The sequence below is a fragment of the Pseudomonas sp. VEM90 genome (assembly GCF_054611535.1).
In genome coordinates, this window is sequence record NZ_JBTRAR010000030.1 from 20,791 (window position 1) to 47,747 (window position 26,957).

Genomic DNA, 26,957 nt, shown 5'->3' on the forward strand with positions numbered 1-26,957 from the left:
CATCGAGGCCAGCATGTACATCTATCGTTTGGTCCTGCTTCTGGTCGTGGGGATCTACCTGTTCTCCCCGGCCATCATGGACTGGTGGATCGAACCGACCGGAGCCTGGTACCGCCCCTACCTGCTCTGGCTGATCCTGATCGTCGTCACCTTCATCCTGCAGAGCCAACGAGATGCCGATGAGCTTTAGCCTGACCCAGATGATCCTGATCAGCGCCGGGTACCTCATGGTGCTGTTCGGCGTGGCCTGGATCAGCGAGCGCGGGCTGATCCCGCGTTCGATCATTCGCCACCCACTTACCTACACCCTGTCGCTGGGCGTTTACGCCAGTGCCTGGGCCTTCTATGGCTCGGTTGGCCTGGCCTACCAGTACGGCTACGGCTTCCTTGCCTGTTACCTGGGGGTGTCTGGCGCATTCCTGCTGGCGCCGGTGCTGCTCTACCCGATCCTCAAGATCACCCGCACCTACCAGCTGTCATCGCTGGCCGACCTGCTGGCCTTCCGCTTCCGCAGTACCTGGGCCGGAGCCTTGACCACCATCATCATGCTGATTGGCGTGCTGCCGTTGCTGGCCCTGCAGATCCAGGCGGTGGCCGACTCGATCAGCATCCTTACCGGTGAACCGGTCAAGGCCCGGGTGGCCTTTGCCTTTTGCACGCTGATCATTCTGTTCACCATCTTCTTCGGCTCGCGGCACATCGCCACGCGCGAAAAACATGAGGGGTTGGTATTCGCCATCGCCTTCGAGTCGGTGATCAAACTGCTGGCCCTGGGCGGTATCGGCCTGTATGCCTTGTATGGCGTATTCGGCGGCCCGCACGAGCTGGAAGTCTGGCTGTTGCAGAACCAGACCGCCCTTGCCGCCCTGCACACACCCCTGCAGGAAGGCCCATGGCGTACCCTGCTGCTGGTGTTCTTCGCCTCGGCCATCGTCATGCCGCACATGTACCACATGGCCTTTACCGAAAACCTCAACCCGCGCTCGCTGGTCAGCGCCAGTTGGGGCCTGCCGCTGTTCCTGCTGCTGATGAGTCTTGCCGTGCCGCTGGTGCTGTGGGCCGGCCTGCGTCTGGGCGCCAGCACCAACCCCGAGTACTTCACCCTGGGCCTGGGCATCGCCGCCAACAACCAGGCATTGGCACTGCTGGCCTACATTGGCGGCCTGTCGGCAGCCAGCGGCCTGATCATCGTCACCACCCTGGCGCTGTCGGGCATGGCCCTTAACCATCTGGTGCTGCCGCTTTACCAGCCCCCGGCCGAGGGCAACATCTACCGTTGGCTGAAGTGGACCCGCCGTGCACTGATCGTCGCCATCATCACCGCCGGCTTCATGTTCTACCTGAGCCAGAACTACCACCAGAGCCTGGCCAACCTGGGCATCGTCGCTTTCGTCGCCACCTTGCAGTTCCTGCCTGGGGTGCTGTCGGTGCTCTACTGGCCAACCGCCAACCGCCGCGGTTTCATCGCCGGGCTGCTGGCCGGCACCCTGGTGTGGATGGTGACCATGCTGCTGCCGCTTCTCGGCAACTTGCAGGGCTTCTACATCCCGCTGCTGGACATGATCTATGTGCTGGACGATACCAGCTGGCACATGGCAGCCATCGCGTCGCTGGCGGCCAACGTGCTGCTGTTCACCCTGATCTCGCTGTTCACCAACGCCAGCAACGAAGAGGTCAGCGCGGCCGAAGCCTGTGCCGTGGATAACGTGCGCCGCCCGCAACGCCGCGAACTGCATGCCGCTTCGCCGCAGGAGTTCGCCACCCAGCTGGCCAAGCCGCTGGGCGCCAAGGCCGCGCAAAAGGAAGTGGAGCAAGCGCTACGCGATCTCTACCTGCCGTTCGACGAACGCCGCCCCTATGCCCTGCGCCGCCTGCGCGACCGCATCGAGGCCAACCTGTCCGGCCTGATGGGGCCGAGCGTGGCCCAGGACATGGTCGAGACTTTCCTGCCGTACAAGTCCGGTAACGAAAACTACGTGACCGAAGACATCCACTTCATCGAAAGCCGCCTGGAGGATTACCACTCGCGCCTGACCGGGCTGGCCGCCGAACTCGATGCCCTGCGCCGCTACCATCGCCAGACCCTGCAGGAGTTGCCCATGGGCGTCTGCTCGCTGGCCAAGGACCAGGAAATCCTGATGTGGAACAAGGCCATGGAAGAGCTCACCGGCATCGCCGCCAAGCATGTGGTCGGCTCGCGTCTGGTCACCATCGACGAGCCTTGGCGCGGCCTGCTGCAAGGCTTCATCAACGTGCCCGACGAGCACCTGCACAAGCAGCGCCTGGCGCTGGACGGCCAGCCGCGCTGGCTGAACCTGCACAAGGCAGCCATCGACGAGCCACTGGCCCCCGGTAACAGCGGGTTGGTACTGCTGGTGGAAGACCTTACCGAAACCCAGGCACTGGAAGACAAGCTGGTGCACTCCGAGCGCCTGGCCAGCATCGGCCGCCTGGCCGCCGGCGTGGCCCACGAAATCGGCAACCCGATCACCGGTATCGCCTGCCTGGCGCAAAACCTGCGCGAGGAACGCGAAGACGATGGCGAAATCATCGAGTTGTCCAGCCAGATCCTTGACCAGACCAAGCGCGTATCGCGCATCGTCCAGTCGCTGATGAGCTTCGCCCATGCCGGCGGCAGCCACCAGAACAGCGAGGAGCCTGTGTGCCTGGCCGAAGTGGCACAAGATGCCATCGGTCTGCTGGCGTTGAACCGGCGCAATTTCGAAGTACAGTTCTTCAACCTTTGCGACCCGGACCACTGGGCCGAAGGTGACCCGCAACGCCTGGCCCAGGTACTGATCAACCTGCTCTCCAACGCCCGCGATGCCTCGCCGCCCGGCAGCGCCGTGCGCGTGCGCAGCGAGGTTAACGAGCACACCGTCGACCTGATCGTCGAAGATGAAGGCAGCGGGATTCCGAAGACCATCATGGACCGCCTGTTCGAACCCTTCTTCACCACCAAGGACCCGGGCGAAGGAACCGGACTGGGGCTCGCTCTGGTCTATTCCATCGTGGAAGAGCATTATGGGCAAATCACCATCGACAGCCCGGCCGATATCGAACGGCAACGTGGCACCCGGATCCGCGTGACCCTGCCCCGGCATGTCGTAGCGACGTCCCCTGAAATTCGAGACCGTCGAGAGAATTGAATCAATGCCGCACATTCTGATCGTCGAAGACGAAACCATCATCCGCTCGGCCTTGCGTCGTCTGCTTGAGCGGAACCAGTACCAGGTCAGCGAGGCCGGCTCGGTGCAGGAAGCCCAGGAACGCTTCAGCATTGCCACTTTCGACCTCATCGTCAGCGACCTGCGCCTGCCAGGCGCGCCCGGCACCGAGCTGATCAAGCTCGGCCAAGGCACCCCGGTGCTGATCATGACCAGTTACGCCAGCCTGCGCTCAGCGGTGGACTCGATGAAAATGGGCGCGGTGGACTACATCGCCAAGCCCTTCGACCATGACGAGATGCTACAGGCAGTGGCGCGTATTCTGCGCGACCGGCAAAACGCCCCGGCTGCGGCACCACCTGCCGAGCCACGCGCCAGCAATGGCAAGGTTGCAGCGCCCGACAAAGGCAGCGCGGCAACGGCCAATGGCGAAATCGGCATCATCGGCTCGTGCCAGCCCATGCAGGACATGTACAGCAAGATCCGCAAAGTCGCGCCTACCGACTCCAATGTGCTGATCCAGGGCGAGTCGGGCACCGGTAAAGAGCTGGTGGCCCGCGCCCTGCACAACCTGTCTCGCCGGGCCAAGGCACCGATGATCTCGGTGAACTGCGCAGCCATCCCCGAAACGCTGATCGAATCCGAACTGTTCGGCCACGAAAAAGGCGCGTTCACTGGCGCCAGCGCCGGGCGCGCCGGCTTGGTGGAGGCCGCCGATGGCGGCACGTTGTTCCTCGATGAGATTGGCGAACTGCCGCTGGAAGCCCAGGCTCGCCTGCTACGTGTGCTGCAGGAAGGCGAGATACGCCGGGTAGGTTCGGTGCAGTCGCAAAAGGTCGATGTGCGCCTGATCGCCGCGACCCACCGCGACCTGAAAAACCTGGCCAAGGCCGGCCAGTTCCGTGAAGACTTGTATTACCGCCTGCACGTCATTGCCCTGAAGCTGCCGGCCCTGCGCGAGCGTGGCAGCGACGTCAACGAGATCGCCAGCGTCTTCCTCGCCCGCCAGAGCGCTCGCATCGGCCGCGACGACCTGCACTTCTCGGCCGAGGCCGAGCAAGCCATTCGTCACTACAGCTGGCCCGGTAACGTGCGTGAACTGGAGAACGCCGTGGAGCGCGCGGTGATCCTCAGCGAGAGCGCAGAAATTTCCGCCGAGCTGCTTGGCATCGACATCGAGCTGAGCGACCTGGAAGAGGACGACATCCTCGACAATGCCCTGGTGGTGTCCAGCGCGACCAATGCGAGCCACGAGCCGACCGAAGACCTGTCGCTGGAAGACTACTTCCAGCACTTCGTGCTTGAACACCAGGACCACATGACCGAGACCGAACTGGCACGCAAGCTCGGCGTCAGCCGCAAGTGCCTGTGGGAACGCCGCCAACGCCTGGGCATCCCACGGCGCAAGAGCAACGCTACCAGCGAATAACCCACCTGCGCACCGCACGCCGTGGCCTTCGCGGCGTCGGTGAGATCGAGCGCCGCCCGCGCGGCGCTCGGTCTCACAGGCGCAGAACGTGTCACGGCGCCCCGCAGGTAACACATCACCTCCCGTAAAAATCTGTTACCCCAGCTTTCCGCCGTAACAGTCCCCGAGGCGTACGGTAACGAAATCCCGACCTTTTCGACCTGCCAAGAATTGCAAAACCCGCTCAAACCCCTGATTTTGCTGGGTTTTCAAAAGTTGGCACGGCACCTGCTATATCTTTGGTACAAGAACAATAACAAGCACTGCAACTCATAATAAGAACAAGACGAAACGGCTCACGCACAATAAAAACAAGATGGCGGAGGCGCAGCTAACTGATTCTTTTGGAGAGGATGCGTGTTTGGGGCTTGCCCCACAACCAGGCAGAGAACAACAAAAACTGCACTAAAAAGCAGCGCCTGAACTGGTTGGATCGACAGATCAACGTGTCATCAGCGGCCAAAGCAATCCGTTTGCTCTTTACCCCCGGTTTGGGGGTCGTCCACAAGTTTCGAGATTTGTGGACAGGGCGCTCAACAAAAACAAGAAGCCCAGCAAAAAAACAATAAGAGCACGCAATGACTTCTTGGGGAGCTTAGGCTCCCCTTGTCATTTCTACCCTTCTGGCAGGCATCCTGCTACCCGCCTACACCATTCCCCGAGTAAATGCTAGAATCCCCGCCCATCATGCGGCCATTCTCCTATTCTTGGCCGAACATTCCTTCACACAGTGCATCCCATGCTGAAGAAGCTGTTCCAGTCTTTCCGCCCGCCCGTACCGGGCCCGCACCACAGGCGCACCACGCCCGAGGTGATCAACAAGAGCCAGCACTCGCTGCAGCGCCACCAGTTCAGCCGTCATGCGGTTAACATCGTGGAGCGCCTGCAAAGCGCCGGCTACCAGGCTTACCTGGTCGGTGGCTGTGTCCGCGACCTGATGCTGGGCATCACGCCGAAGGACTTCGACGTGGCCACCAGTGCCACCCCCGAACAGGTCCGTGCCGAGTTCCGCAACGCCCGCATCATTGGTCGCCGCTTCAAATTGGTCCACGTGCATTTCGGCCGTGAGATCATTGAAGTCGCCACCTTCCGCGCCCACCACTCCGAGGACGACCAGGGCGATGCCCACCGTTCGTCGCATAACGCCAGTGGTCGCATTCTGCGAGACAACGTGTACGGCACCCTGGAAGAGGACGCGCAGCGCCGCGATTTCACCATCAACGCCCTGTACTACGATCCGGTCAGCGAACGCATTCTCGATTACGCCAACGGTGTGCACGACGTGCGCAATCGCCTGCTGCGGCTGATCGGGGACCCGACCCACCGCTACCAGGAAGACCCGGTGCGCATGCTGCGCGCGGTGCGCTTTGCCGCCAAGCTCGACTTTGGCATCGAAAAGCACACCTTCCTGCCGATCCGCGGTCTGGCCCCGATGCTGCGCGAGATTCCACCCGCACGCCTGTTCGAGGAATGCCTCAAGCTGTTCCTCAGCGGCCAAGGTGCCATGGCCTTCGAAATGCTGGTCGATCTGGAGTTGTTCGAACCGCTGTTCCCGGCCAGTGCCCAAGCGCTGGACGAGCGGCCGACCTACACCCACACGCTGATCAGCCAGGCGCTGAACAACACCGACCTGCGCGTGAAACAGGGCAAGCCGGTGACACCAGCCTTCCTGTTCGCTGCTCTGCTCTGGCCAGCTTTGCCGGCCCGTGTGCTGCACCTGCAGAACCAAGGCGTGCCGCCGATCCCGGCCATGAACGGTGCGGCCCACGACCTGATCGCCGAGCAGTGCGCGCGCATTGCCATCCCCAAGCGTTTCACTCTGCCGATCCGCGAGATCTGGGACATGCAGGAGCGCCTGCCGCGCCGCAGCGGCAAGCGCGCCGACATGCTGCTGGACAACCCGCGTTTCCGCGCCGGTTACGACTTCCTGCTGCTGCGTGAAAGCGCCGGGGAAGAGACCGACGACCTGGGCCAGTGGTGGACCGATTACCAGGACGCAAACGACAGCGAGCGCCGCGAGATGATCCGCGAGCTTGGCAGCCGTGACGAAAGCGCCGGCCCGCGCAAACGCAAGCGCAGCGGCAGCAAACGCAAGCGCAGTGGTGACGAGGCGTTCGAGTGACCATTCGTGCCTACGTAGGCCTGGGCAGCAACCTGGACGCCCCTGCCGAACAGTTGCGTAGCGCCTTGCAGGCGCTCGACCAGGTCGAAGCCACGCGCCTGGTAGCTGCCTCGGCCCTGTACACCAGCGATTCGCTGCTGCCCGGCCAACCGCGCTACACCAATGCCGTCGCCGCCCTGGACACCGCCCTGGCACCACTGGCATTGCTCGATGCGCTGCAGGCCATCGAAAACGACCAGGGCCGCGTGCGCAAAGAGCGCTGGGGCCCCCGCACGCTGGATTTGGACATCCTGCTGTTCGGTGACCAGGTGCTCGACCAGCCACGCCTGAAAGTGCCGCATTACCACATGCATGCCCGCCCCTTCGTGCTGTATCCGTTGGCCGAACTGGTACCGGGCGATTTCCGCCTGGCCGATGGCCGCGCCCTCGCGCAACTGCTTGACGACTGCCCGTTCGTCGGCCTGGAACGCTTGTAAACCGGGCGTTCCAGCCTGCATTGCCACCTCGGTAACGCCAGTAACACCCTGATCGTAACAATGCGGTAACAGGGTGATTGACTTCCCACACCTCGCTCACGACTATAGGCGTCCCGTGTGGCACCAAAGTGCCGCATACCCGTATTTAGGCCCGGACGGACCTGTGCCCGAACATCACGCGCGATGATGTGCCGCTCCGGAAGATGACTACACGCGTTGAATGCAGTCGTTTTTTACAGCGCCTGAACGAGGAATTTCCTACATGCCTGAAGTAACCCTTACCACCCTTAACGGCCTCAAGGCCAAGGGTGAAAAAATCACCATGCTGACCTGCTACGACGCGACCTTCGCCAAGGCCGCCAGCCAGGCCGGCGTTGAAGTGTTGCTGGTGGGCGACTCGCTGGGGATGGTCCTGCAGGGCCACGACAGCACCTTGCCAGTAACCACGGCGGACATGGCCTACCACACCGCCAGCGTCAAACGCGGCAACGACGGCGCGCTGATCCTCACCGACCTGCCGTTCATGGCCCATGCCACTACGGAGCAAGCCTTTGCCAACAGCGCCACACTGATGCAGGCCGGCGCCCACATGGTCAAGATCGAAGGCGCAGCCTGGCTGGCCGAAACCATCCGCTTGCTGGCCGAACGTGGTGTGCCAGTCTGCGCGCACATGGGCCTGACCCCGCAAACCGTCAACGTGCTGGGCGGCTACAAAGTGCAGGGCCGCCAGGAAGCCCAGGCCCGGCAGATGCGCGCCGACGCCATTGCCCTGGAGCAGGCCGGTGCGGCCATGCTGCTGCTCGAATGCGTACCCAGCGAACTGGCGGCGGAAATCACCAACGCCGTAGGCATCCCGGTAATCGGCATTGGCGCCGGCAGCGCCACCGATGGCCAGGTACTGGTACTGCACGACATGCTCGGCCTGTCGCTGAGCGGCCGGGTACCGAAGTTCGTGAAGAACTTCATGCAGGGCCAACCGGATATCCACAGCGCCCTCGTCGCTTACGTCGAGGCAGTCAAGCAAGTCAGTTTCCCAGGCAGCGAACACGGGTTCAGTGCATGAATACAGTCAAGACCGTCCGCGAACTGCGCGCGGCAGTGGCCCGCGCTCGCGGTGAAGGCAAACGCATCGGTTTTGTGCCGACCATGGGCAACCTGCACAGCGGCCATGCAGCCTTGGTGTCCAAGGCTGCGCAGCGCGCCGATTTCGTGGTCGCCAGCATCTTCGTCAACCCGCTGCAATTTGGTGCCAACGAAGACCTCGACAAATACCCACGCACCCTGGCAGCCGACCAGGAGCGCCTGGTGCAGGCCGGCTGCAACCTGCTCTTCGCGCCCACCGTGGAAGAGATGTACCCCGACGGCATGAGCGTGCAAACCCGCGTCAGCGTGCCCCAGCTTTCCGAAGGCCTGTGCGGCGCCAGCCGACCTGGGCATTTCGAAGGCGTGGCCACCGTAGTGAACAAGCTGTTCAACATGGTCCAGCCAGACCTTGCCGTGTTCGGCGAGAAGGACTATCAGCAGCTGGCGGTGATCCGCGCCATGGTGCGCGACCTGAACATGCCGATCCAGATCATCGGCGAACCCACCGTGCGTGCCGAGGATGGCTTGGCGCTGTCATCGCGCAATGGTTACCTCACGCCAGAGCAGCGTACTGCTGCGCCAGCGCTGTACCGCACACTGCAGCACATTGCAGCGGGCATCGGCCGTGGCCAGCGGGATTTTGCCGCGCTGGTCGCTGAAGGCCAGGCACAACTGAGCGCAGCGGGTTTCCGTCCGGATTACCTGGAAGTACGCCATGCCGTAAGCCTGCGCCCGGCAGTGATCGATGATCGAGACCTGGTGGTGATTGCGGCGGCTTACCTGGGTAACACGCGGTTGATCGACAACCTCTACCTGCATATGGAAGAGAAGACCGCATAATGGTCTTGGGCTGCCTTGCAGTCCATTCGCAGACAAGCCCGCCCCTACACGTTCAGCTGTAGGGGCGGACTTGCTTGTAAAGCCCCCCAAAATCCCCCTTCCTTACCCATTCCCAGCGCGTGGCCTTTGCCTATAATGATGCCAGCCTGAACCCGGCAATGGCTGCCGTGTCCAAGCCCTCACCACGCACCAAGGGAACCCCGCGCAATGGCGTATTACCGTACACCCCACGATGTGACGGCCCTGCCCGCCTGGCAGGCGCTTCAGAAACACCGCGACGCCATGCAAAGCTTCAGCATGCGCGAAGCCTTCGCCGCCGATGCCAAGCGCTTCGACCAGTTTTCCCTTAGCGCTTGCGGCCTGTTCCTCGACTACTCGAAAAACCTGATCACCGAGCAAAGCCGCGATCTGCTGGTCAACCTGGCCAATGAAGTGGGCCTGCAGGACGCCATCAAGTCGATGTTCGGTGGTGAGATCATCAACGCCTCCGAAGGCCGCCCGGTGCTGCACACCGCCTTGCGTCGGCCCGTAGGCGACAAACTCAATGTAAACGGCGTGAACGTCATGCCGGAAGTGCACAAGGTGCTCAACCAGATCACCGAACTGGTCGGCCGCATTCACGATGGCCTGTGGCGCGGCTACAGCGAAAAGCCGATCACCGACGTGGTCAACATTGGTATTGGCGGTTCGTTCCTCGGCCCCGAGCTGGTGTCCGAAGCGCTGCTACCCTACGCCCAGCGCGGCGTACGCTGCCACTACCTGGCCAACATCGACGGCAGTGAGTTCCACGAGCTGTCGGCCAACCTGCGCGCCGAAACCACCTTGTTCATCGTCTCGTCGAAGTCGTTCAACACCCTCGAGACGCTGAAAAACGCCATGGCCGCGCGGACCTGGTACCTGGCCCAGGGCGGCTCGGAAGCCGAGCTGTACCGCCACTTCATTGCAGTGTCCAGCAACAAGGCCGCTGCTGTAGCGTTCGGTATCCGCGAAGAAAACATCTTCCCGATGTGGGATTGGGTGGGCGGGCGCTACTCACTGTGGTCGGCCATCGGCCTGCCGATCGCCCTGGCCATCGGCACTGCCAACTTCAAGGAACTGCTGTCCGGTGCCTACACCATGGACCAGCACTTCCAGACCGCACCGTTCGACAAGAACATGCCGGTGCTACTGGCCCTGTTGGGCGTGTGGTATGGCAACTTCTGGGACGCGAACAGCCACGCGATCCTGCCGTACGACCACTACCTGCGCAACATCACCAAGCACCTGCAGCAGTTGGACATGGAATCCAACGGCAAGAGCGTGCTGCAAGACGGTACCCCGGTGAAGACCGACACCGGGCCGGTGATCTGGGGCGGCGTGGGTTGCAACGGCCAGCACGCCTACCACCAGTTGCTGCACCAGGGCACCCAGCTGATTCCGGCCGACTTCATCGTGCCGGTGGTAAGCTTCAACCCGGTGGCCGACCACCACCAATGGCTGTACGCCAACTGCCTGTCGCAGAGCCAGGCGCTGATGCTGGGCAAGACCCGCGAGGAAGCCGAAGCCGAATTGCGCGGCAAAGGCCTCAACGAAACGGACATCGAAAAGCTGGCCCCGCACAAGGTGATCCCGGGTAACCGCCCGAGCAACACGTTGGTGGTCGAGCGCATCAGCCCGCGCCGCCTGGGTGCGCTGGTGGCCATGTACGAGCACAAGGTGTTCGTCCAGAGCGTTATATGGGGTATCAACGCGTTCGACCAGTGGGGCGTTGAGCTGGGCAAGGAACTGGGCAAGGGCGTTTACCAGCGCCTGGTCGGCAGCCTGGAAGACAGCGCCGAAGACGGTTCCACCCAGGGCCTGATCAACTACTTCCGCGGCCGTCACCGCGGTTGATCCGAAGCTTGTGCCGGCCTCTTCACGGGTAAACCCGCTCCTACGAGACTATGCATTACCTCGTAGGAGCGGGTTTACCCGCGAAGAGGCCGGCCCAGGTTGAACACCTCTCCCAGCTACACTGTCTTATCGAATAGCCGTTGCAGTCCATCGCCCCTTAAAAGAGCAGGACCACCCGCCATGTTCGATATCCGCAATTACCCGCAGGCCCTGGCCGTCAGCCAGTCTGCCACCCTCAGCACCGACGACTACCACCGCCTCTACCGCCAGTCGGTCGACGCCCCTGACACGTTCTGGGCAGAACAAGCCAAACGCCTGGACTGGATCAAGCCCTGGTCAAGCGTACAGCAATGCGACCTCAAGACCGGCAAGGCCCGCTGGTTCGACGGTGCGCAGCTCAACGTCAGCTACAACTGCATCGACCGCCATCTGGCCCAGCGCGGCGAGCAAACGGCCTTGCTGTGGGAGGGCGGCGACCCTCAGGACGCCAAGGCCATCACCTACCGCGAACTGCACCGTCAGGTCTGCCGCCTGGCCAATGCAATGAAAGCGCGCGGTGTGAAGAAAGGCGACCGGGTGTGCATCTACATGCCAATGATCCCCGAGGCCGCCTTCGCCATGCTCGCCTGTACCCGCATCGGCGCCATCCACTCGGTGGTGTTCGGCGGTTTTTCCCCCGATGCCCTGCGTGACCGTATTCTCGATGCCGACTGTCGCACCGTGATCACCGCCGATGAAGGCGTGCGTGGCGGTAAACGCATCCCGCTGAAACAGAACGTCGACAAGGCCCTGGCCAACTGCCCAGCGGTCAGTAGCGTATTGGTGGTGCGGCGCACTGGCGGCGATGTAGCCTGGGCCGAGGGCCGCGACCTCTGGTACCACGAAGCGACGAAGGCCGCCGGCGACGACTGCCCTCCTGAGCCGATGGAGGCCGAAGACCCGCTGTTCATTCTCTACACCTCCGGCAGCACCGGCAAACCCAAAGGGGTGCTGCATACCACCGGCGGCTACCTGCTACAGGCAACGATGACCTTCAAGGTGGTGTTCGATTATCGTGACGGGGAGGTGTTCTGGTGCACCGCCGACGTCGGCTGGGTGACCGGCCACAGCTACATCGTCTATGGCCCACTGGCCAATGGCGCAATCTCGCTGATGTTCGAAGGCGTGCCCAACTACCCGGACACCTCGCGCTTCTGGCAGGTGGTGGACAAGCACCAGGTGAACATCTTCTACACCGCCCCGACCGCCCTGCGCGCACTGATGCGCGAGGGCTCTGCGCCGCTGCAGAGCACCTCGCGCAAAAGCCTGCGCCTGCTGGGCAGCGTCGGCGAGCCGATCAACCCGGAAGCCTGGGAATGGTATTTCGAGGAGGTCGGGCAGAAGCGCTGCCCGATTGTGGATACCTGGTGGCAGACCGAAACCGGCGGCATCATGCTCACCCCACTGCCCGGCACGCAGTCGCTCAAACCCGGCTGCGCCACCCAGCCAATGTTCGGCGTGCAACCGGTGCTACTGGATGAAAAAGGCAAACTGATCGAAGGCCCCGGCGCCGGCCTGCTGGCGATCAAGGCCAGCTGGCCCGGGCAGATCCGCAGTGTCTACGGCGACCACCAGCGGATGGTCGATACCTACTTCAAGCCCCTGCCCGGCTACTACTTCACCGGCGACGGTGCCCGCCGCGATGCCGATGGCGACTACTGGATCACCGGGCGCATCGACGATGTGATCAACGTTTCCGGGCACCGCATCGGCACCGCTGAAGTGGAAAGCGCACTGGTGCTGCACGACAGCGTGGCCGAAGCCGCGGTGGTCGGCTACCCCCACGACCTCAAGGGCCAGGGCGTCTACGCCTTCGTCACGACCATGAATGGCGTGTCGCCGGATGACGCACTCAAGGCCGAGCTGCTGGCCCTGGTCAGCAAGGAAATCGGCAGCTTCGCCAAGCCTGAGCTGATTCAGTGGGCGCCAGCGCTACCCAAGACGCGCTCAGGCAAGATCATGCGGCGTATACTGCGCAAAATCGCCTGCAACGAGCTGGAGAATCTGGGCGATACCTCGACCCTGGCCGACCCAAGCGTGGTACAGGGCCTGATCGACAAACGCCTCAACCAGTAACCGGCGGCCGCCAATCATGGCCGCCCTGCACAACAGGTCGCCATGGAAGCCCTTCGTCGCCGCATCGAAACCCAGGTCATGAGCCTCACTGGGCTGGCCCTCGGCCAGCTCGACCTGGAATCGCCCAAGGGCGACCCCGGCCTGTTCGGCCCGCACAGCATCAGCTGGCGGGTACATGGCGACTTCCCGAGCATGCTGGTCGGTGGCATCAGTGCGCTGATGCTGCAGTTGTTGCATCCACTGGCCCTGGCCGGTGTGTGGGACCACTCCAATTTCCGTGAAGACCTGCTCGGCCGCTTGCGCCGTACCAGCCAGTTCATTTCCGGCACCACCTTCGGGGCCACTGGCGATGCCGAGTGGCTGATCGACAAAGTACGCACCATTCACCTGCAGGTCACCGGCACGGCACCAGATGGCCGCCCCTATGCGGCCAGCGACCCGGACCTGTTGACCTGGGTGCATGTAGCGGAGGTCAGCAGTTTCCTAGCCGCCCACCTGCGTTACCGCAACCCACACCTGCCACGCGCCGAGCAGGATGCCTATTACAACGAAATCGCCCTGATCGCCGAGCGCCTCGGTGCCCGTGACGTGCCGCGCTCGTGCCAGCAAGTTGAAGACTATCTGCAACACATACGCCCGCAGCTGCACTGTGATGCGCGCAGCCATGAGGTGATACGAATCCTGCTCGACGCCCCTGCCCCCAGCCGCCTGGCGCAGCCGGTTGGCAAACTGATGCTGCACGCGGGTATCGATTTGCTGCCCGCCTGGGCCCAGGCCATGCTCGGCCTGCAGCACGGGCCCCTGCAGCAGCGCCTGATCCGCCTGGGCCTGCGACGCACCGCGCCGGTCCTGCGCTGGGCAATGCGCGACGGCTCGGCACACCGGGCCAAACGGCGCATGGGCATTGATTGAGCGCAAAAAGGTCGCCCCTGCGGAACTGATTTAACGTGCCATACTCCAAGCACTCCTGCTTAGACAGACGAAGCGACACATGTACAAAGGATTGACTCGCGCCGCTGGCGCAATCGTGGCCCTGGTAGCCCTGTATAGCCTGCTCGGCTTTCTCATTCTTCCCGGTGTCGCACTGCGCATCGCCAACCAGCAGTTGGCCCAATACGCCACCGTGCCGGCCCACCTCGAACGGATCGAACTCAACCCCTTCAGCCTCGAGTTGACACTGTGGGGCCTGCAGATCGGCGAGCCGGGCAAGGAGCAGGTCGGTTTCGAGCGTCTTTATGCTAACGCCTCGCTCGACAGCCTGTGGACCAAAGCCCTGCATCTGGAAGCGGTGGAACTCGACAAACCGCGCAACGAAGTGCGGTTCGCCAAGGACGGTACCCTCAACCTGACCGGGTTGTTCAAACTACCGGCCAGCGAAGCCAAACCCGAAGAACCGCCCAGCGACCCGTTCCCGCTACGTATTGGCAGCATCAAGCTCGTCGAAGGCTACCTGCACTTCGAGGACCTGCGTCCCAGCGAGCCGATCGAGTTTCTCTACGACAACATGAGTCTGGAGCTGAAAAACCTCAGCACCCTGCCCAACGACAGCGCCGACATGACCTTGGTGGCCAGCGGCCCCAACGGCGGACGCATCGACTGGAAGGGCACCCTGAGCCTGTCGCCGATCGCCTCCGAAGGCACACTGAAGGTCACTGACGGCAAGATGAAGCTGTTCTGGCCCTATGTGCGCGATGCCGTGCCTCTGGTGCTGGAAGACGGCGTGTTCAACCTCGATACGCATTACACGCTCAACCTCGCCAAACAGACCGAGCTGCTGCTGGATAACGCTTCCGTACACATCGCGCCATTCGCCATCAAGGCACCGGATGGCCGACCGTTGGCACGCCTGGCCAGCCTGGCGGTTAGCGAAACTTCCATTGATCTGGTCAAACAGCAGGTCACCGTGGGCAAGGTCCGCAGCGAAAAACTCGAAACCTGGGCGGCGCTGGAAAAAGACGGCCAGCTCGACTGGCAGAAGCTGTTCGCCAGCCAACCCGCCAAGGCCACGCCGAAGGAAAAGGCCGAGCCGGCTGCCGCAGAACCTACGCCTGAAGAGAAAGCTGCCAAGGAGCCAAGCAAACCCTGGCAAGTGCTGCTCAAGGACGTGCAGTTGCGCAATTACCTGGTGCACCTGGCAGATCGCAGCCAGAAGGAACCGGTAGCGTTGGACATTGGCCCCCTCAACGCCGACCTGCAAGGTTTCGACAGCCTCAACCAGTCGCCCTTCACCGTCAAACTCGACACTGGTGTGGGCAAGCAAGGCAAGCTGCAGGCCGCAGGCCAGGTCAACCTGGCACCGATATGGGCAAAGCTGGATGTGAGCACCCGCGACATCGACCTGCGTGTGGCCCAGGCCTACATCAGCCCGTTCATCCTGCTGGAGCTGCGCAGCGGCATGCTCTCCAGCGACCTCAAGGTCGACCTGAAGAACACCGAGCCGCTGGCCTTCAATGTTACCGGCAAGGCGCAGGTCAGCCAGTTGCATACGCTTGACACCATCAAGAGCCGCGACTTCGTCAAATGGCAGCAGGTGAACGTGGACGGCTTGTCCTACGTGCACGGCGATGCACTGTCGATCGACAAGGTGACCCTGCTGCAGCCCTATGCACGCTTCATCATCAACGAAGACCGTACTACCAACGTCAATGACCTGCTGATCCCGCAACCGGCCGGCGCCCCGACGAGCAGCCAGGCCAAGCCGCCCACGGCCAGCAACAGCAAGCTGCTCGGCATTCGCATCGGCCAGATCGACATCAAGGACGGCTCGGCCAACTTTGCCGACCTGTCGCTTACCCCCAACTTCGCCACGGCCATCCAGCAACTCAATGGCCAGATCGGCACCATCGACAACCGCAAGCCGCTGCCGGCCAAGGTCGACGTCAAGGGCAAGGTAGACCGCTACGCTCCAGTTACCATCAAGGGCGCACTCACCCCGTTCAACCCGCTGGCCAGTCTGGACATTGCCACCAGCTTCAAGCGCGTCGAACTGACCACGTTGACCCCCTACTCCGGCAAGTTCGCCGGCTTCCGCATCCGCAAGGGCCGGCTGAATCTGGACCTGCACTACTTGATCACCAACGGTCAACTCAAGGCCGAGAACAAGGTAGTAGTGGAACAACTACAACTGGGCGAGAAAGTCGACAGCCCGGATGCGGTCGACCTGCCGATCCGCCTGGCGGTGGCATTGCTGAAGGATACCGAGGGCAAGATCTCGATCGAGCTGCCGGTGTCTGGCGACCTCAACAACCCGCAATTCAGCGTGATGCCGATCGTTTGGCAAACCCTGCGCAACCTGGTACTGCGCGCGGCGCAGGCACCATTCAAATTCATTGGCGGGCTGATCAGCGGCGGCGGCTCGGAAGACCTTGGCAACGTGGCGTTCGCACCGGGCTCCAGCGAACTCAGCGGCGATGCCCAGGCGTCCCTGGACAAGCTGGCATCCGCGCTGAAAGAGCGCCCGGGACTGCGCCTGGAAATCGAAGGCACCAGCGCCCAGGCCAGCGATGGCCCGCTGATTGCCCAAAAGCGCCTGGAGCGTGAGTACCAGACTATCTGGTACAAGATCCTACAGCGACGGGGTGACAAGGTGCCGGCCAATGCCTCGATGCTGGTGATCGACGACGACGACAAGCCCGCGATGCTCGAAGGCATTTACCGCACCCGCCTGAAAAAGCAGCCGCCAGCAGAATGGGAGCAACTGAGCCGTGACGAACGTACCACCAAGCTGCGCGACGCGGTGATCAAGTCATGGGCTGAGAGTACCGCCTTGCTGCGTACACTGGGCCAGGAGCGGGCCAGCAGTATCAAGGATTACCTGGTGGACAAGGGCAAGCTGGAAGATGACCGGGTGTATTTCATCGATACCAGCCTGGGCCAGCCTGAAAGCGATGGGCGGGTGATTACGCCGATGCACCTGGATGCCGAGTAATCCCCTGTGCCAGGCCTGGCCTCTTCGCGGGCACGCCCGCTCCCACAGAGATGGCGCACAACCTCGGACCTGCGCAATACCTATGGGAGCGGGCGTGCTCGCGAAGAGGCCAGCACGGGTTTCAAACCAACCGCTGCCCCGACACCGCCGGGTGATACAGCGGTTGAACCTTGTTTCCCGCCGGGTCCAACAGGTGGAAGCTGCGTGCGCCGTCACCGTGATTGAACGGTCGGTCGAGCAAGGTCACGCCATGAGCCTTGAAGTACTGGTACCAGGCTTCCAACTCCTCCACGCTGTCGACAATGAATCCATAGTGATCCAGGGTCTGTAACCCGTTGGCCGCTCCTGCCCCACGCCCAAGCGACAGGTTATCGTTACCGCAGGTGAGGTACACCAGGTCCTCATTGGCGCGATTCAGCACTTCCATACCCAGCACATCGACGTAGAAGCGTTCACACTCCTCCAGGTTGGGCACCAGCAGGGCGATGTGGCGCAGGCCATTCAGGCGGCCAGGGCGTGCAGGCAATTCGGACATTTGCGGAGCTCCACTTTTGTATACAATTCATTATTGAATTTAAAACAAAAGGAGCCCTTTGTGTATAGCCTGTTCATCAAGACCCGAGTGAAACCTGGATGCGCCGACGCGTTCCTGAGTGCAATCAAAGTCAATGCCGCAGCTTCCGTGGCGAGTGAGCCAGGCTGCCTGGTGTTCGATGTGTCGCAGGATCGGGTCGACCCGGAGCTGATCTATCTCTACGAAATCTACCGCGATGATGCTGCGTATGAAGCGCATACCCAGACCGCGCACTTTCGCGACAGCCGGCCATTGGTGGAACCGCTGATCCTTGAGCAGGAATGCTTCGAAAGCGATGTGATCGCGCGCAACCCGGTGTATTGAGCGCAAGACAAAGCCCTGGCACGGGCCAGGGCTTTGATGGAGGTGGCCAAATCCATTTGGCCGACGGGACATTCCTTATTCGGCTTTCAGGCCGTCAGACATCACGCTCTTGACGCCTTTGATGTTCTTGGTGATGCGTACCGCTTCTTCTTTCTGCGATTCGGTAACCTTCACGTCAGAAGACAGGGACACAACACCTTGGCTGGTCTCGACTTTGATGTCGCTGCCTGGGATACCTTTTTCAGTCAGCAGGTCAGCTTTGACCTTGGTAGTGATCCAAGTGTCGGAGCCCTCTTGCTTGGCGTTGTCAACGGTGTTGGCCGCCAACATGACTGGAGCCTGGGTTGGCTCAGCGGCGAATGCACCGTTAGCCATGGTCAGGGTCAGAGCGGTAGCAGTAGCGGCAGCAATGGCGAACTTCTTCATGTGGGTCACTCCTGTTTTTCGAAAGGTCTGCGCCGTATGTCCTGGCGGCAGGTATGAAGGTAGTTGCACGGGCTGTGCCAGCTTTGCCACTTCTATTATTTCCTTTTAAATCAATCAGTTAGCAAACAACCATCACTTCGATGGTCGTGCATTTTGCAATCAGCGCGGTAAACCTGCATGCAAGATGCAAGTCCGCAAAAGGTTCCCGTCGCCCATGAAAAAAGGCCCCGAAGGGCCCTTTCTCTGTAGCGTGTGTCGCTTAGACGCCCGAGGCCTTGGCCGCAGCAACGTCCTTGATCGAAAGCTTGATACGGCCGCGGTTGTCCACGTCCAGTACCAACACTTCGACTTCCTGGCCTTCTTTCAGGATGTCGGTGACTTTCTCGACGCGAGCATCGCTCAGCATGGAGATGTGCACCAGGCCGTCCTTGCCAGGCAGGATGTTGACGAAGGCGCCGAAGTCGACAATGCGCTCAACCTTGCCGACGTAGATCTTGCCGATCTCGGCCTCAGCGGTGATGCCCAGGATGCGCTGCTTGGCAGCATCTGCCGCTTCCTTGGTTTCGCCGAAGATCTTGATGGAGCCGTCGTCTTCGATGTCGATCGAAGCCTTGGTCTCTTCACAAATGGCGCGAATGGTGGCGCCGCCTTTACCGATGACGTCGCGGATCTTGTCCGTGTCGATCTTCATCGCGATCATGGTCGGGGCGTTGGCCGACAGTTCGGTACGCGACTGGCCAATGATCTGGTTCATCTGGCCGAGGATGTTCAGGCGCGCTTCCAGGGCTTGGCCCAGGGCGATTTCCATGATCTCTTCGGTGATGCCGTTGATCTTGATGTCCATCTGCAGCGCGGTGACGCCTTTGGCGGTACCGGCTACCTTGAAGTCCATGTCGCCCAGGTGGTCTTCGTCACCCAGGATGTCAGTCAGGACTGCGAACTTGTCGCCTTCCTTGACCAGGCCCATGGCGATACCGGCAACCGGCGCCTTCATCGGTACACCGGCGTCCATCAGGGCCAGGGATGCACCGCAGACCGAAGCCATGGAGCTGGAGCCGTTGGATTCGGTGATTTCCGAAACCACGCGGATGGTGTACGGGAACACGTCAGCAGCAGGCAGCATGGCCTGAACCGAACGGCGGGCCAGACGGCCGTGGCCGATTTCGCGACGGCCAGCACCGCCCATGCGGCCACACTCACCTACCGAGAACGGTGGGAAGTTGTAGTGCAGCATGAAGGGGTCTTTCTTCTCGCCTTCGAGGGTGTCCAGCAACTGGGCATCACGGGCAGTACCCAGGGTCGCAACGACCAGGGCCTGGGTTTCGCCACGGGTGAACAGTGCCGAACCGTGAGTTTTTGGCAGCACACCCACTTCGATGTTCAGCGGGCGTACAGTCTTGGTGTCGCGGCCGTCGATACGAGGCTTGCCGTTGACGATGTTTTCGCGAACGGTGCGGTATTCGATTTCGCCGAAGATGTCTTTTACTTCGGAAGCCGAAGGCTGGCCTTCTTCACCGGAGAACTTGGCAACCGCCTGGTCACGCAGCTCACCCAGACGCGCGTAGCGGTCGGCCTTGACGGTGATGGTGTAACCCTGCGAAACCGCTTCGCCGAACTCGGCGCGGATAGCATTGAACAGCTCGGTGTTGGCAACGGCAGGTTTCCAGTCCCAAGTCGGCTTGCCAGCTTCGGCAGCCAGCTCTTTGACAGCCTGGATAACAGCCTGGAATTCGTCGTGGGCGAACAGTACGGCACCCAGCATCTGGTCTTCGGTCAGCTCTTGAGCTTCCGACTCAACCATCAGTACAGCATCGGAGGTACCGGCAACGACCATGTCCAGGCTCGAGGCAGCCAGCTGCTCGTAGGTCGGGTTCAGCAGGTAGCCAGTGCTTTCGTGGAAGGCAACGCGGGCAGCGCCGATCGGGCCTTCGAACGGAATACCGGAAATGGCCAGGGCAGCCGAGGTACCGATCATCGCAGCGATGTCCGGATCAGTCTTCTTGCTGGTGGAAACCACGGTGCAGACGACCTGCACTTCGTTCATGAAGCCTTCCGGGAACAGCGGACGGATCGGACGGTCGATCAGGCGCGAGGTCAGCGTCTCTTTCTCGGAAGGACGGCCTTCACGCTTGAAGAAGCCACCTGGGATCTTGCCAGCGGCGTAGGTCTTTTCCTGGTAGTGAACCGACAGCGGGAAGAAACCCTTGCCTGGATCAGCCTGTTTGGCGCCTACCACAGTCACCAGCACGGTGACGTCGTTGTCGACGGTAACCAGCACGGCGCCGGTTGCCTGACGGGCAATACGGCCCGTTTCGAGAGTGACGGTCGATTGACCGAACTGGAAAGTCTTGATTACCGGGTTCACGGTTTCCTACCTTTTTCAGTGGCTCTTGGGGGAACTGGTTTCTTGCGAATTCTTGGGCAGAACGGGGAATCGGCCCCATTGACCGTCCAGATACAACACGAGGCTGGGAGCCTGGCACCAAGCGGAAAAACCGCTCAGCATAGCCAGGCTGCCAACCTCGGAGATACGCGTGGCATGTCCAACGGCAGCGCTGCAAAACAGCCCTGCCGAAGCCTGCGACACCCCACGCACACCACTGACCAGGCCGCTATTAGCGACGCAGGCCCAGGCGACCGATCAGGGCGCTGTAACGAGTGGTGTCTTTGCCCTTCAGGTAATCCAGCAGCTTACGACGCTGGTTGACCATACGGATCAGACCACGACGGGAGTGGTGGTCTTTATCGTTGGCCTTGAAGTGGCCTTGCAGCTTGTTGATGTTGGCGGTCAGCAGAGCAACCTGCACTTCCGGGCTACCGGTATCGCCGGCGGCTTGCTGATATTCGGCAACGATCTGAGCTTTTTCTTCAACGCTGAGGGCCATTTGGCTTCTCCTGATAACGGATCCCGCATGCGGGGTCCAATAGGCCAGGGACAAATCCCTGTATTAATAAAAAAGGTGTGACCGTGCCTACTGACAGCCACCCTTGATGCCGTGGGGCTCGGCAACTGCCTGGCCCCGCGGTTTCGGTCATTCCGACCGAATCAGCCGACGCGGCGCAATGCGCCCGTCTTCGCTCACTTCACCGATACCGATGAAGCGCGCATTGTGATCCTGTACCCGGACCATGCCAAATTGTGGCGCGTCCGGCGCGCGTACCGCCTGCCCATGCAGCCAGTAGAACGCACTGTGTTCCGACAGGCTGACCAACGGCCAGTCCTGCAGCCCGCTGTCCGATGGCATCAGGAAGCGGTCGAGCGCTTCGTTGCCACCTTCGGCGTGGGCCTGTTCGAGTTCCTCGAGGGTGACCGTCTGTGCCAGCGCAAAGGGCCCTGCCTGGGTCCTGCGCAGCTCGGCGACATAGGCGCCGCAACCAAGGGCTTCACCGATATCCTCCACCAGCGTGCGGATATAGGTACCTTTGCTGCATCCTACGCTCAGCCGTGCACGGGTGCCTTCGCACTCGAGCAACTCCAAGCGGTTAATAGTAACAGAACGCGCCTCGCGCTCCACTACCTCTCCTGCACGTGCCAGTTTGTACAACGGCTGGCCATCACGCTTGAGCGCCGAGTACATCGGCGGTATCTGGCTGATCGGGCCGCGAAAACGTGGCAGCAGCGCCTCGATGTCGGCGCGACCAACGGTCACGTCGCGGGTCTGCAGCACCTCACCCTCGGCATCGCCGGTGTTGGTAGTCTGCCCCATCTGCATGACGGTTTCGTAGCCCTTGTCGGAATCGAGCAAGTACTGCGAAAACTTGGTCGCTTCACCGAAGCACAGCGGCAACACGCCGGTCGCCAGCGGGTCGAGGCTACCGGTGTGGCCGGCCTTTTCCGCGTTGAGCAGCCAACGCACCTTCTGCAAGGCGGCATTGGAAGTGAAGCCCAGCGGCTTGTCGAGCAGGATGATGCCGCTGACATTGCGGCGGATACGTTTGACCTGGGCCACCACTTACTCCTTGGTGTCCGACTCGTCGGCTTCCTTGTGCAGGCGGTCTTCGGCCACTGCACGCTCGATCAGCGCCGACAGGTGCACACCACGGCTGACACTTTCATCGAAATGGAAGTGCAGTTGCGGCACGCTGCGCAGTTGCATCGAACGCCCCAGGTGCAGCCGCAGGAAGCTGGCAGCACTGTTCAATGCCTTGAGCGACTGCTGCACGGCATCCGGGGTTTCCTCGCCCATGACGGTGATGAACACCTTGGCATGGCCCAGGTCACGGCTTACGTCCACGGCGGTGATGGTCACCAGACCGACACGCGGGTCCTTGACTTCGCGACGGATCAGCTCGGCCAGCTCGCGCTGCATCTGATCGCCAATACGTTGGGTACGGCTATATTCTTTGGCCATTCTTGCTACCTGTAACTTAAAGCGGCAAACGCCCGGACAGACGAATGCCTGACCGGGCGCTACCTGAAGAGGTACCGCAAGCCGCCCTGTAGCAGGCGCTTGCGGCTCGCTCGCCCTTAAAGGGTACGAGCCACCTGGACTTTCTCGAAGACTTCGATCTTGTCGCCGACCTTGACGTCGTTGTAGCTCTTGACGCCAATACCGCACTCCATGCCCGAACGGACTTCGGAAGCATCGTCCTTGAAGCGACGCAGCGATTCCAGCTCGCCTTCGAAGATCACAACGTCATCACGCAGTACGCGGATCGGACGGTTGCGGTACACGGTACCCTCGATGACCATACAGCCAGCGATGGCGCCGAACTTCGGCGAACGGAACACGTCACGTACTTCGGCGACACCCAGGATGTTCTCGCGAACATCGCTGCCGAGCATGCCGGTCAGGGCCTTCTTGACGTCTTCGATGATGTCGTAGATCACGTTGTAGTAACGCATATCCAGACCTTCCTGCTCGACGATCTTGCGCGCACCGGCATCGGCACGCACGTTGAAGCCGAACAGTACTGCATTCGAAGCCAGCGCCAGGTTGGCATCGCTCTCGGTGATACCACCGACGCCACCACCAATCACGCGCACTTGCACTTCGTCGTTGCCCAGGCCGCCGAGCGAACCCTGCAGCGCTTCAAGAGAACCACGCACATCGGTCTTGAGAACGATGTTGAGGGTTTTCTTCTCTTCCTGACCCATGGTCTCGAAGATGTTTTCCAGCTTGCCGGCGTGAGCACGGGCCAGCTTGACCTCGCGGTACTTGCCTTGACGGAACAGGGCAACTTCACGGGCTTTCTTCTCGTCGGCAACCACGGACAGCTCGTCACCGGCTTCCGGAGTACCGTCCAGGCCGAGGATTTCGACCGGGATCGACGGGCCGGCTTCCTTCACAGGCTTGCCGTTCTCGTCGAGCATGGCGCGTACGCGGCCATAGTTGGAACCGCACAGGACCATGTCGCCCTGACGCAGGGTACCGTCCTGAACCAGGATGGTCGCCACCGGGCCACGGCCCTTGTCCAGGCGCGATTCGACGACCACGCCACGACCTGGGGCGGTCGGGGTAGCGGTCAGCTCGAGGATCTCGGCCTGCAGCAGCACGGCTTCGAGCAGCTCGTCGACACCGGTACCCATCTTCGCCGAAACCTTGACGAACGGCGTGTCACCACCCCAGTCCTCAGAGGTAACGCCTTCGACGGACAGCTCGTTACGGATGCGATCGAGGTCAGCACCTGGCTTGTCGATCTTGTTCACCGCAACGACCAGCGGAACACCGGCTGCCTTGGCATGCTGAACGGCTTCGCGGGTTTGTGGCATCACACCGTCGTCCGCCGCCACCACCAGGATGACGATGTCGGTCGCCTTGGCACCACGGGCACGCATCTGGGTAAACGCAGCGTGACCTGGGGTATCGAGGAAGGTGACCATGCCGCGGTCGGTTTCCACGTGGTAGGCACCGATGTGCTGGGTAATACCACCGGCTTCGCCAGCGGCAACCTTGGCACGACGGATGTAGTCGAGCAGCGAGGTCTTACCATGGTCAACGTGACCCATGACGGTAACCACCGGCGCACGCGACTCGGTCTGGCCTTCGAACTTCAGCGATTCGGCCAGGGAGTCTTCCAGGGCGGTGTCGCTGACCAGCGTGACCTTGTGGCCCAGCTCTTCGGCGATCAACTGAGCGGTTTCCTGGTCGAGCACCTGGTTGATGGTGACCGGGGTGCCCATCTTGAACATGAACTTGACCACTTCAGCGCCTTTGACGGACATCTGGTTGGCCAGCTCGGAGACCGTGATGGTCTCGCCGATGGTCACGTCACGGATGACAGGGCCGGTCGGGTTCTGGAAGCCATGCTGGTTACGCTTTTTCAGCTTGCTCTTGCCACCACGACCACGACGAGCGCCATCGCTCTCTTCGTCGGTAGTGCGGGGAGCGGCACGCGGAGTCGGCGCTTTTTCCTTCTCCTTGACCTTGACCTTGATCGACACGCGAGGCGCCTCGCCACGACGACGGTCGTCATCACGGGTACGGCTTTCGTTGCGACGGGTCTCGTCTTTCTTGCGCTCGGCAGCACGGGCTGCGGCGTCTTCAGAAGCCGGGGCGTCTGCGACTACCGGGGCCGGAGCAGCGGCAGGCGCCGGCTCTGGCTTGGCGGCAGGCGCAGGGGCGGCTGCAGCGGTACCGGCGGCCTGACGGCGAGCCTGCTCTTCATTGCGCTGGCGAACTTCGGCCTCGACCTTGTCGCGAGCGGCATTTTCAGCCGCACGGCGCTCATCTTGCTCACGCTTCTGCTCAGCCTGGATTTCTTCAGGGCTGCGCTGAACGAAAACTTTCTTCTTGCGTACTTCTACGCTGATGCTTTTGCTACCGGCGACACGCAGGGTGCTGGTGGTTTTGCGCTGCAAGGTAATCTTGCGCGGCTCTTCCGCCTTGCTCTTGTGGCTGCTTTTCAAATGAGTCAGCAGGGTCTGCTTCTCATTGTCGGTCACTACCTGACCGGCGTCGGTGTGCGGCAGACCTGCCTCACGCATCTGCTGCAGCAGGCGCTCTACCGGTGCCTCGACCTCTTGGGCCAGTTCTTTCACCGTGACTTGCGTCATGCACTTCTCTCCTCAGGCCGCGCCTAATTACTCGAACCAGTGGGCTCGGGCGGCCATGATCAACTTGCCGGCACGCTCTTCGTCGATGCCGTCGATGTCGAGCAGATCGTCGATCGACTGCTCGGCCAGGTCTTCGCGGTTAACCACGCCGCGCACCGCCAGTTCAGCCGCCAGGTCTTTGTCCATGCCCTCAAGGGAGAGCAGGTCTTCGGCCGGGTGGGCGTCTGCCAGTTTTTCTTCGGTAGCGATGGCCTTGGTCAACAAACGGTCCTTGGCTCGAGCGCGGAGCTCATTGACGATGTCTTCGTCAAAGCCATCGATGTTGAGCATTTCTTCCAACGGTACGTAGGCAATTTCTTCAAGGCTGGTGAAGCCTTCGTCGACCAGCACTTGGGCCAGCTCCTCGTCGACTTCCAGTTCTTCGATGAAATTGCGCAGGATGTCACCGGTTTCGGCCTGTTGCTTGGCCTGGATGTCCTTTTCGGTCATCACGTTCAGGGTCCAGCCGGTCAACTGACTGGCCAGGCGAACGTTCTGACCGCCACGGCCAATGGCCTGGGCCAGGTTGTCCTCGGCGACGGCGATGTCCATGGCATGGGCATCTTCATCAACGATGATCGCCGCGACTTCAGCCGGCGACATGGCGTTGATGACGAACTGCGCCGGGTTATCGTCCCAAAGGACGATATCCACACGCTCACCACCCAGCTCCCCGGATACGGCCTGGACGCGCGAACCACGCATGCCAATGCAGGCACCTTGCGGATCGATACGCTTGTCCTTGGAGCGGACGGCAATCTTGGCTCGCGAACCCGGATCACGGGAAGCAGCCATGACTTCAATGAGGCCCTCGGCAATTTCCGGCACTTCAATGCGGAAAAGCTCGATCAGCATCTGCGGCGCGGTGCGCGACAGGATCAGCTGTGGGCCACGGTTTTCGGTGCGAATTTCCTTGAGCAGCGCACGCAGGCGCACGCCAACACGGAAGGTTTCGCGCGGAATGATGTCTTCGCGGGCCAGCAAGGCCTCTGCGTTGTTGCCCAGGTCAACGATGACGTTGTCGCGGGTAACCTTTTTTACGGTACCGGAGATGATCTCGCCAACGCGCTCACGGTAGGCATCGACCACCTGGGCACGCTCGGCCTCACGGACCTTCTGCACGATGACCTGCTTGGCGGTCTGGGCGGCAATACGACCGAACTCGATGGACTCGATCTTCTCTTCGATCACGTCACCGACCTTGGCTTCAGGGTGGGTGTCCTTGATCTTGTCCAGCCAGGTCTCGATCGCCGGATCATCAAGATCGGCTTCGTCGACCACGGTCCAGCGACGGAAAGTCTCGTAGCTACCCGTGTGGCGGTTGATTTCCACACGAAGGTCGACTTCGTCTTCAAAACGTTTTTTGGTTGCAGTGGCCAGGGCCACTTCCAGCGCTTCGAAAATGACGCCGGGCGGTACACCTTTTTCGTTGGATACCGATTCAACAACCAGCAGTACTTCTTTGCTCATCGTACGCCTCGCCTTGCGCAAGCCATTGGGCCCGGATAGTCCGCCGGGCCCGGCAC

The 26,957-nt window shown here is 61.7% G+C and carries 20 protein-coding genes; 12 read left to right on the forward strand and 8 right to left on the reverse strand.

Annotation, left to right across the window (positions count from 1 at the left end):
- Window positions 1-13: 13 nt before the first annotated feature.
- The 11 genes from ACYCCG_RS23325 to ACYCCG_RS23375 all read left to right on the forward strand — a co-directional run bounded on the left by ACYCCG_RS23325 (window position 14) and on the right by ACYCCG_RS23375 (window position 17,071).
- Window positions 14-190 carry a hypothetical protein gene (locus ACYCCG_RS23325; RefSeq protein WP_003250005.1) on the forward strand — a complete coding sequence of 59 codons (177 nt, stop codon included), beginning with the start codon at window positions 14-16 and terminating at the stop codon, window positions 188-190.
- Window positions 174-3,149: a sensor histidine kinase gene (locus ACYCCG_RS23330; protein WP_176685364.1), complete on the forward strand. Its 2,976-nt coding sequence runs from the start codon at window positions 174-176 to the stop codon at window positions 3,147-3,149. Before ACYCCG_RS23325 ends, ACYCCG_RS23330 begins: the two co-directional genes overlap by 17 nt.
- 4 nt (window positions 3,150-3,153) lie before the next feature.
- Window positions 3,154-4,596, forward strand: coding sequence for a sigma-54-dependent transcriptional regulator (locus ACYCCG_RS23335; protein WP_339534267.1), 1,443 nt, complete (start codon window positions 3,154-3,156; stop codon window positions 4,594-4,596).
- A gap of 778 nt (window positions 4,597-5,374) precedes the next feature.
- The gene (locus tag ACYCCG_RS23340) at window positions 5,375-6,757 is read left to right on the forward strand and encodes a polynucleotide adenylyltransferase PcnB (RefSeq protein WP_176685366.1); all 1,383 of its coding nucleotides are present in this window, start codon (window positions 5,375-5,377) and stop codon (window positions 6,755-6,757) included.
- Window positions 6,754-7,233, forward strand: a complete 480-nt coding sequence (gene folK / locus ACYCCG_RS23345; RefSeq protein WP_339534268.1) for a 2-amino-4-hydroxy-6-hydroxymethyldihydropteridine diphosphokinase — start codon at window positions 6,754-6,756, stop codon at window positions 7,231-7,233. Before ACYCCG_RS23340 ends, folK begins: the two co-directional genes overlap by 4 nt.
- Window positions 7,234-7,495: 262 nt before the next feature.
- Window positions 7,496-8,296, forward strand: a complete 801-nt coding sequence (gene panB / locus ACYCCG_RS23350) for a 3-methyl-2-oxobutanoate hydroxymethyltransferase (RefSeq protein ID WP_339534269.1) — start codon at window positions 7,496-7,498, stop codon at window positions 8,294-8,296.
- Window positions 8,293-9,156 (forward strand): pantoate--beta-alanine ligase, encoded by an 864-nt coding sequence (panC, locus tag ACYCCG_RS23355; protein ID WP_459671929.1) that lies wholly within the window; start codon window positions 8,293-8,295, stop codon window positions 9,154-9,156. The genes panB and panC overlap by 4 nt, the downstream gene beginning before the upstream one ends.
- Before the next feature lie 207 nt (window positions 9,157-9,363).
- A complete protein-coding gene (pgi, locus tag ACYCCG_RS23360) occupies window positions 9,364-11,028 on the forward strand; it encodes a glucose-6-phosphate isomerase (protein ID WP_176685370.1) in 1,665 nt (554 codons plus the stop codon).
- Between the two features lie 180 nt (window positions 11,029-11,208).
- Complete coding sequence (gene acs, locus ACYCCG_RS23365; protein WP_459671931.1) at window positions 11,209-13,143, forward strand: acetate--CoA ligase; 1,935 nt, start codon at window positions 11,209-11,211, stop codon at window positions 13,141-13,143.
- Between the two features lie 42 nt (window positions 13,144-13,185).
- Complete coding sequence (locus ACYCCG_RS23370; protein WP_176685372.1) at window positions 13,186-14,055, forward strand: oxygenase MpaB family protein; 870 nt, start codon at window positions 13,186-13,188, stop codon at window positions 14,053-14,055.
- Between the two features lie 79 nt (window positions 14,056-14,134).
- Window positions 14,135-17,071, forward strand: coding sequence for a DUF748 domain-containing protein (locus ACYCCG_RS23375; RefSeq protein WP_459671933.1), 2,937 nt, complete (start codon window positions 14,135-14,137; stop codon window positions 17,069-17,071).
- Window positions 17,072-17,192: 121 nt separating this feature from the next.
- On the opposite strand, the gene ACYCCG_RS23380 is transcribed toward ACYCCG_RS23375, so the two are convergent.
- Complete coding sequence (locus ACYCCG_RS23380) at window positions 17,193-17,606, reverse strand: VOC family protein (RefSeq protein WP_010955354.1); 414 nt, start codon at window positions 17,604-17,606, stop codon at window positions 17,193-17,195.
- 60 nt (window positions 17,607-17,666) lie between these two features.
- Between ACYCCG_RS23380 and ACYCCG_RS23385 the strand changes: the two genes are divergently transcribed.
- A complete protein-coding gene (locus tag ACYCCG_RS23385; protein ID WP_209963397.1) occupies window positions 17,667-17,969 on the forward strand; it encodes a putative quinol monooxygenase in 303 nt (100 codons plus the stop codon).
- A 75-nt stretch (window positions 17,970-18,044) separates the two neighbouring features.
- On the opposite strand, the gene ACYCCG_RS23390 is transcribed toward ACYCCG_RS23385, so the two are convergent.
- The 7 genes from ACYCCG_RS23390 to nusA form a co-directional block, all read right to left on the reverse strand.
- Window positions 18,045-18,395, reverse strand: a complete 351-nt coding sequence (locus ACYCCG_RS23390) for a BON domain-containing protein (protein WP_021784324.1) — start codon at window positions 18,393-18,395, stop codon at window positions 18,045-18,047.
- Window positions 18,396-18,654: 259 nt separating this feature from the next.
- The gene (pnp, locus tag ACYCCG_RS23395; RefSeq protein WP_014859357.1) at window positions 18,655-20,760 is read right to left on the reverse strand and encodes a polyribonucleotide nucleotidyltransferase; all 2,106 of its coding nucleotides are present in this window, start codon (window positions 20,758-20,760) and stop codon (window positions 18,655-18,657) included.
- A gap of 250 nt (window positions 20,761-21,010) precedes the next feature.
- Window positions 21,011-21,280, reverse strand: a complete 270-nt coding sequence (gene rpsO / locus ACYCCG_RS23400; RefSeq protein ID WP_003249971.1) for a 30S ribosomal protein S15 — start codon at window positions 21,278-21,280, stop codon at window positions 21,011-21,013.
- 147 nt (window positions 21,281-21,427) lie between these two features.
- A complete protein-coding gene (truB, locus tag ACYCCG_RS23405; RefSeq protein ID WP_003249968.1) occupies window positions 21,428-22,345 on the reverse strand; it encodes a tRNA pseudouridine(55) synthase TruB in 918 nt (305 codons plus the stop codon).
- Window positions 22,346-22,348: 3 nt separating this feature from the next.
- Window positions 22,349-22,747 carry a 30S ribosome-binding factor RbfA gene (gene rbfA / locus ACYCCG_RS23410; protein WP_252460792.1) on the reverse strand — a complete coding sequence of 133 codons (399 nt, stop codon included), beginning with the start codon at window positions 22,745-22,747 and terminating at the stop codon, window positions 22,349-22,351.
- A 116-nt stretch (window positions 22,748-22,863) separates the two neighbouring features.
- Entirely contained in the window at window positions 22,864-25,392 is a 2,529-nt protein-coding gene (gene infB / locus ACYCCG_RS23415) for a translation initiation factor IF-2 (RefSeq protein ID WP_176685375.1), read from the reverse strand.
- Window positions 25,393-25,419: 27 nt separating this feature from the next.
- Window positions 25,420-26,901 (reverse strand): transcription termination factor NusA, encoded by a 1,482-nt coding sequence (gene nusA / locus ACYCCG_RS23420; RefSeq protein WP_003249963.1) that lies wholly within the window; start codon window positions 26,899-26,901, stop codon window positions 25,420-25,422.
- Between the last annotated feature and the right edge of the window lie 56 nt (window positions 26,902-26,957).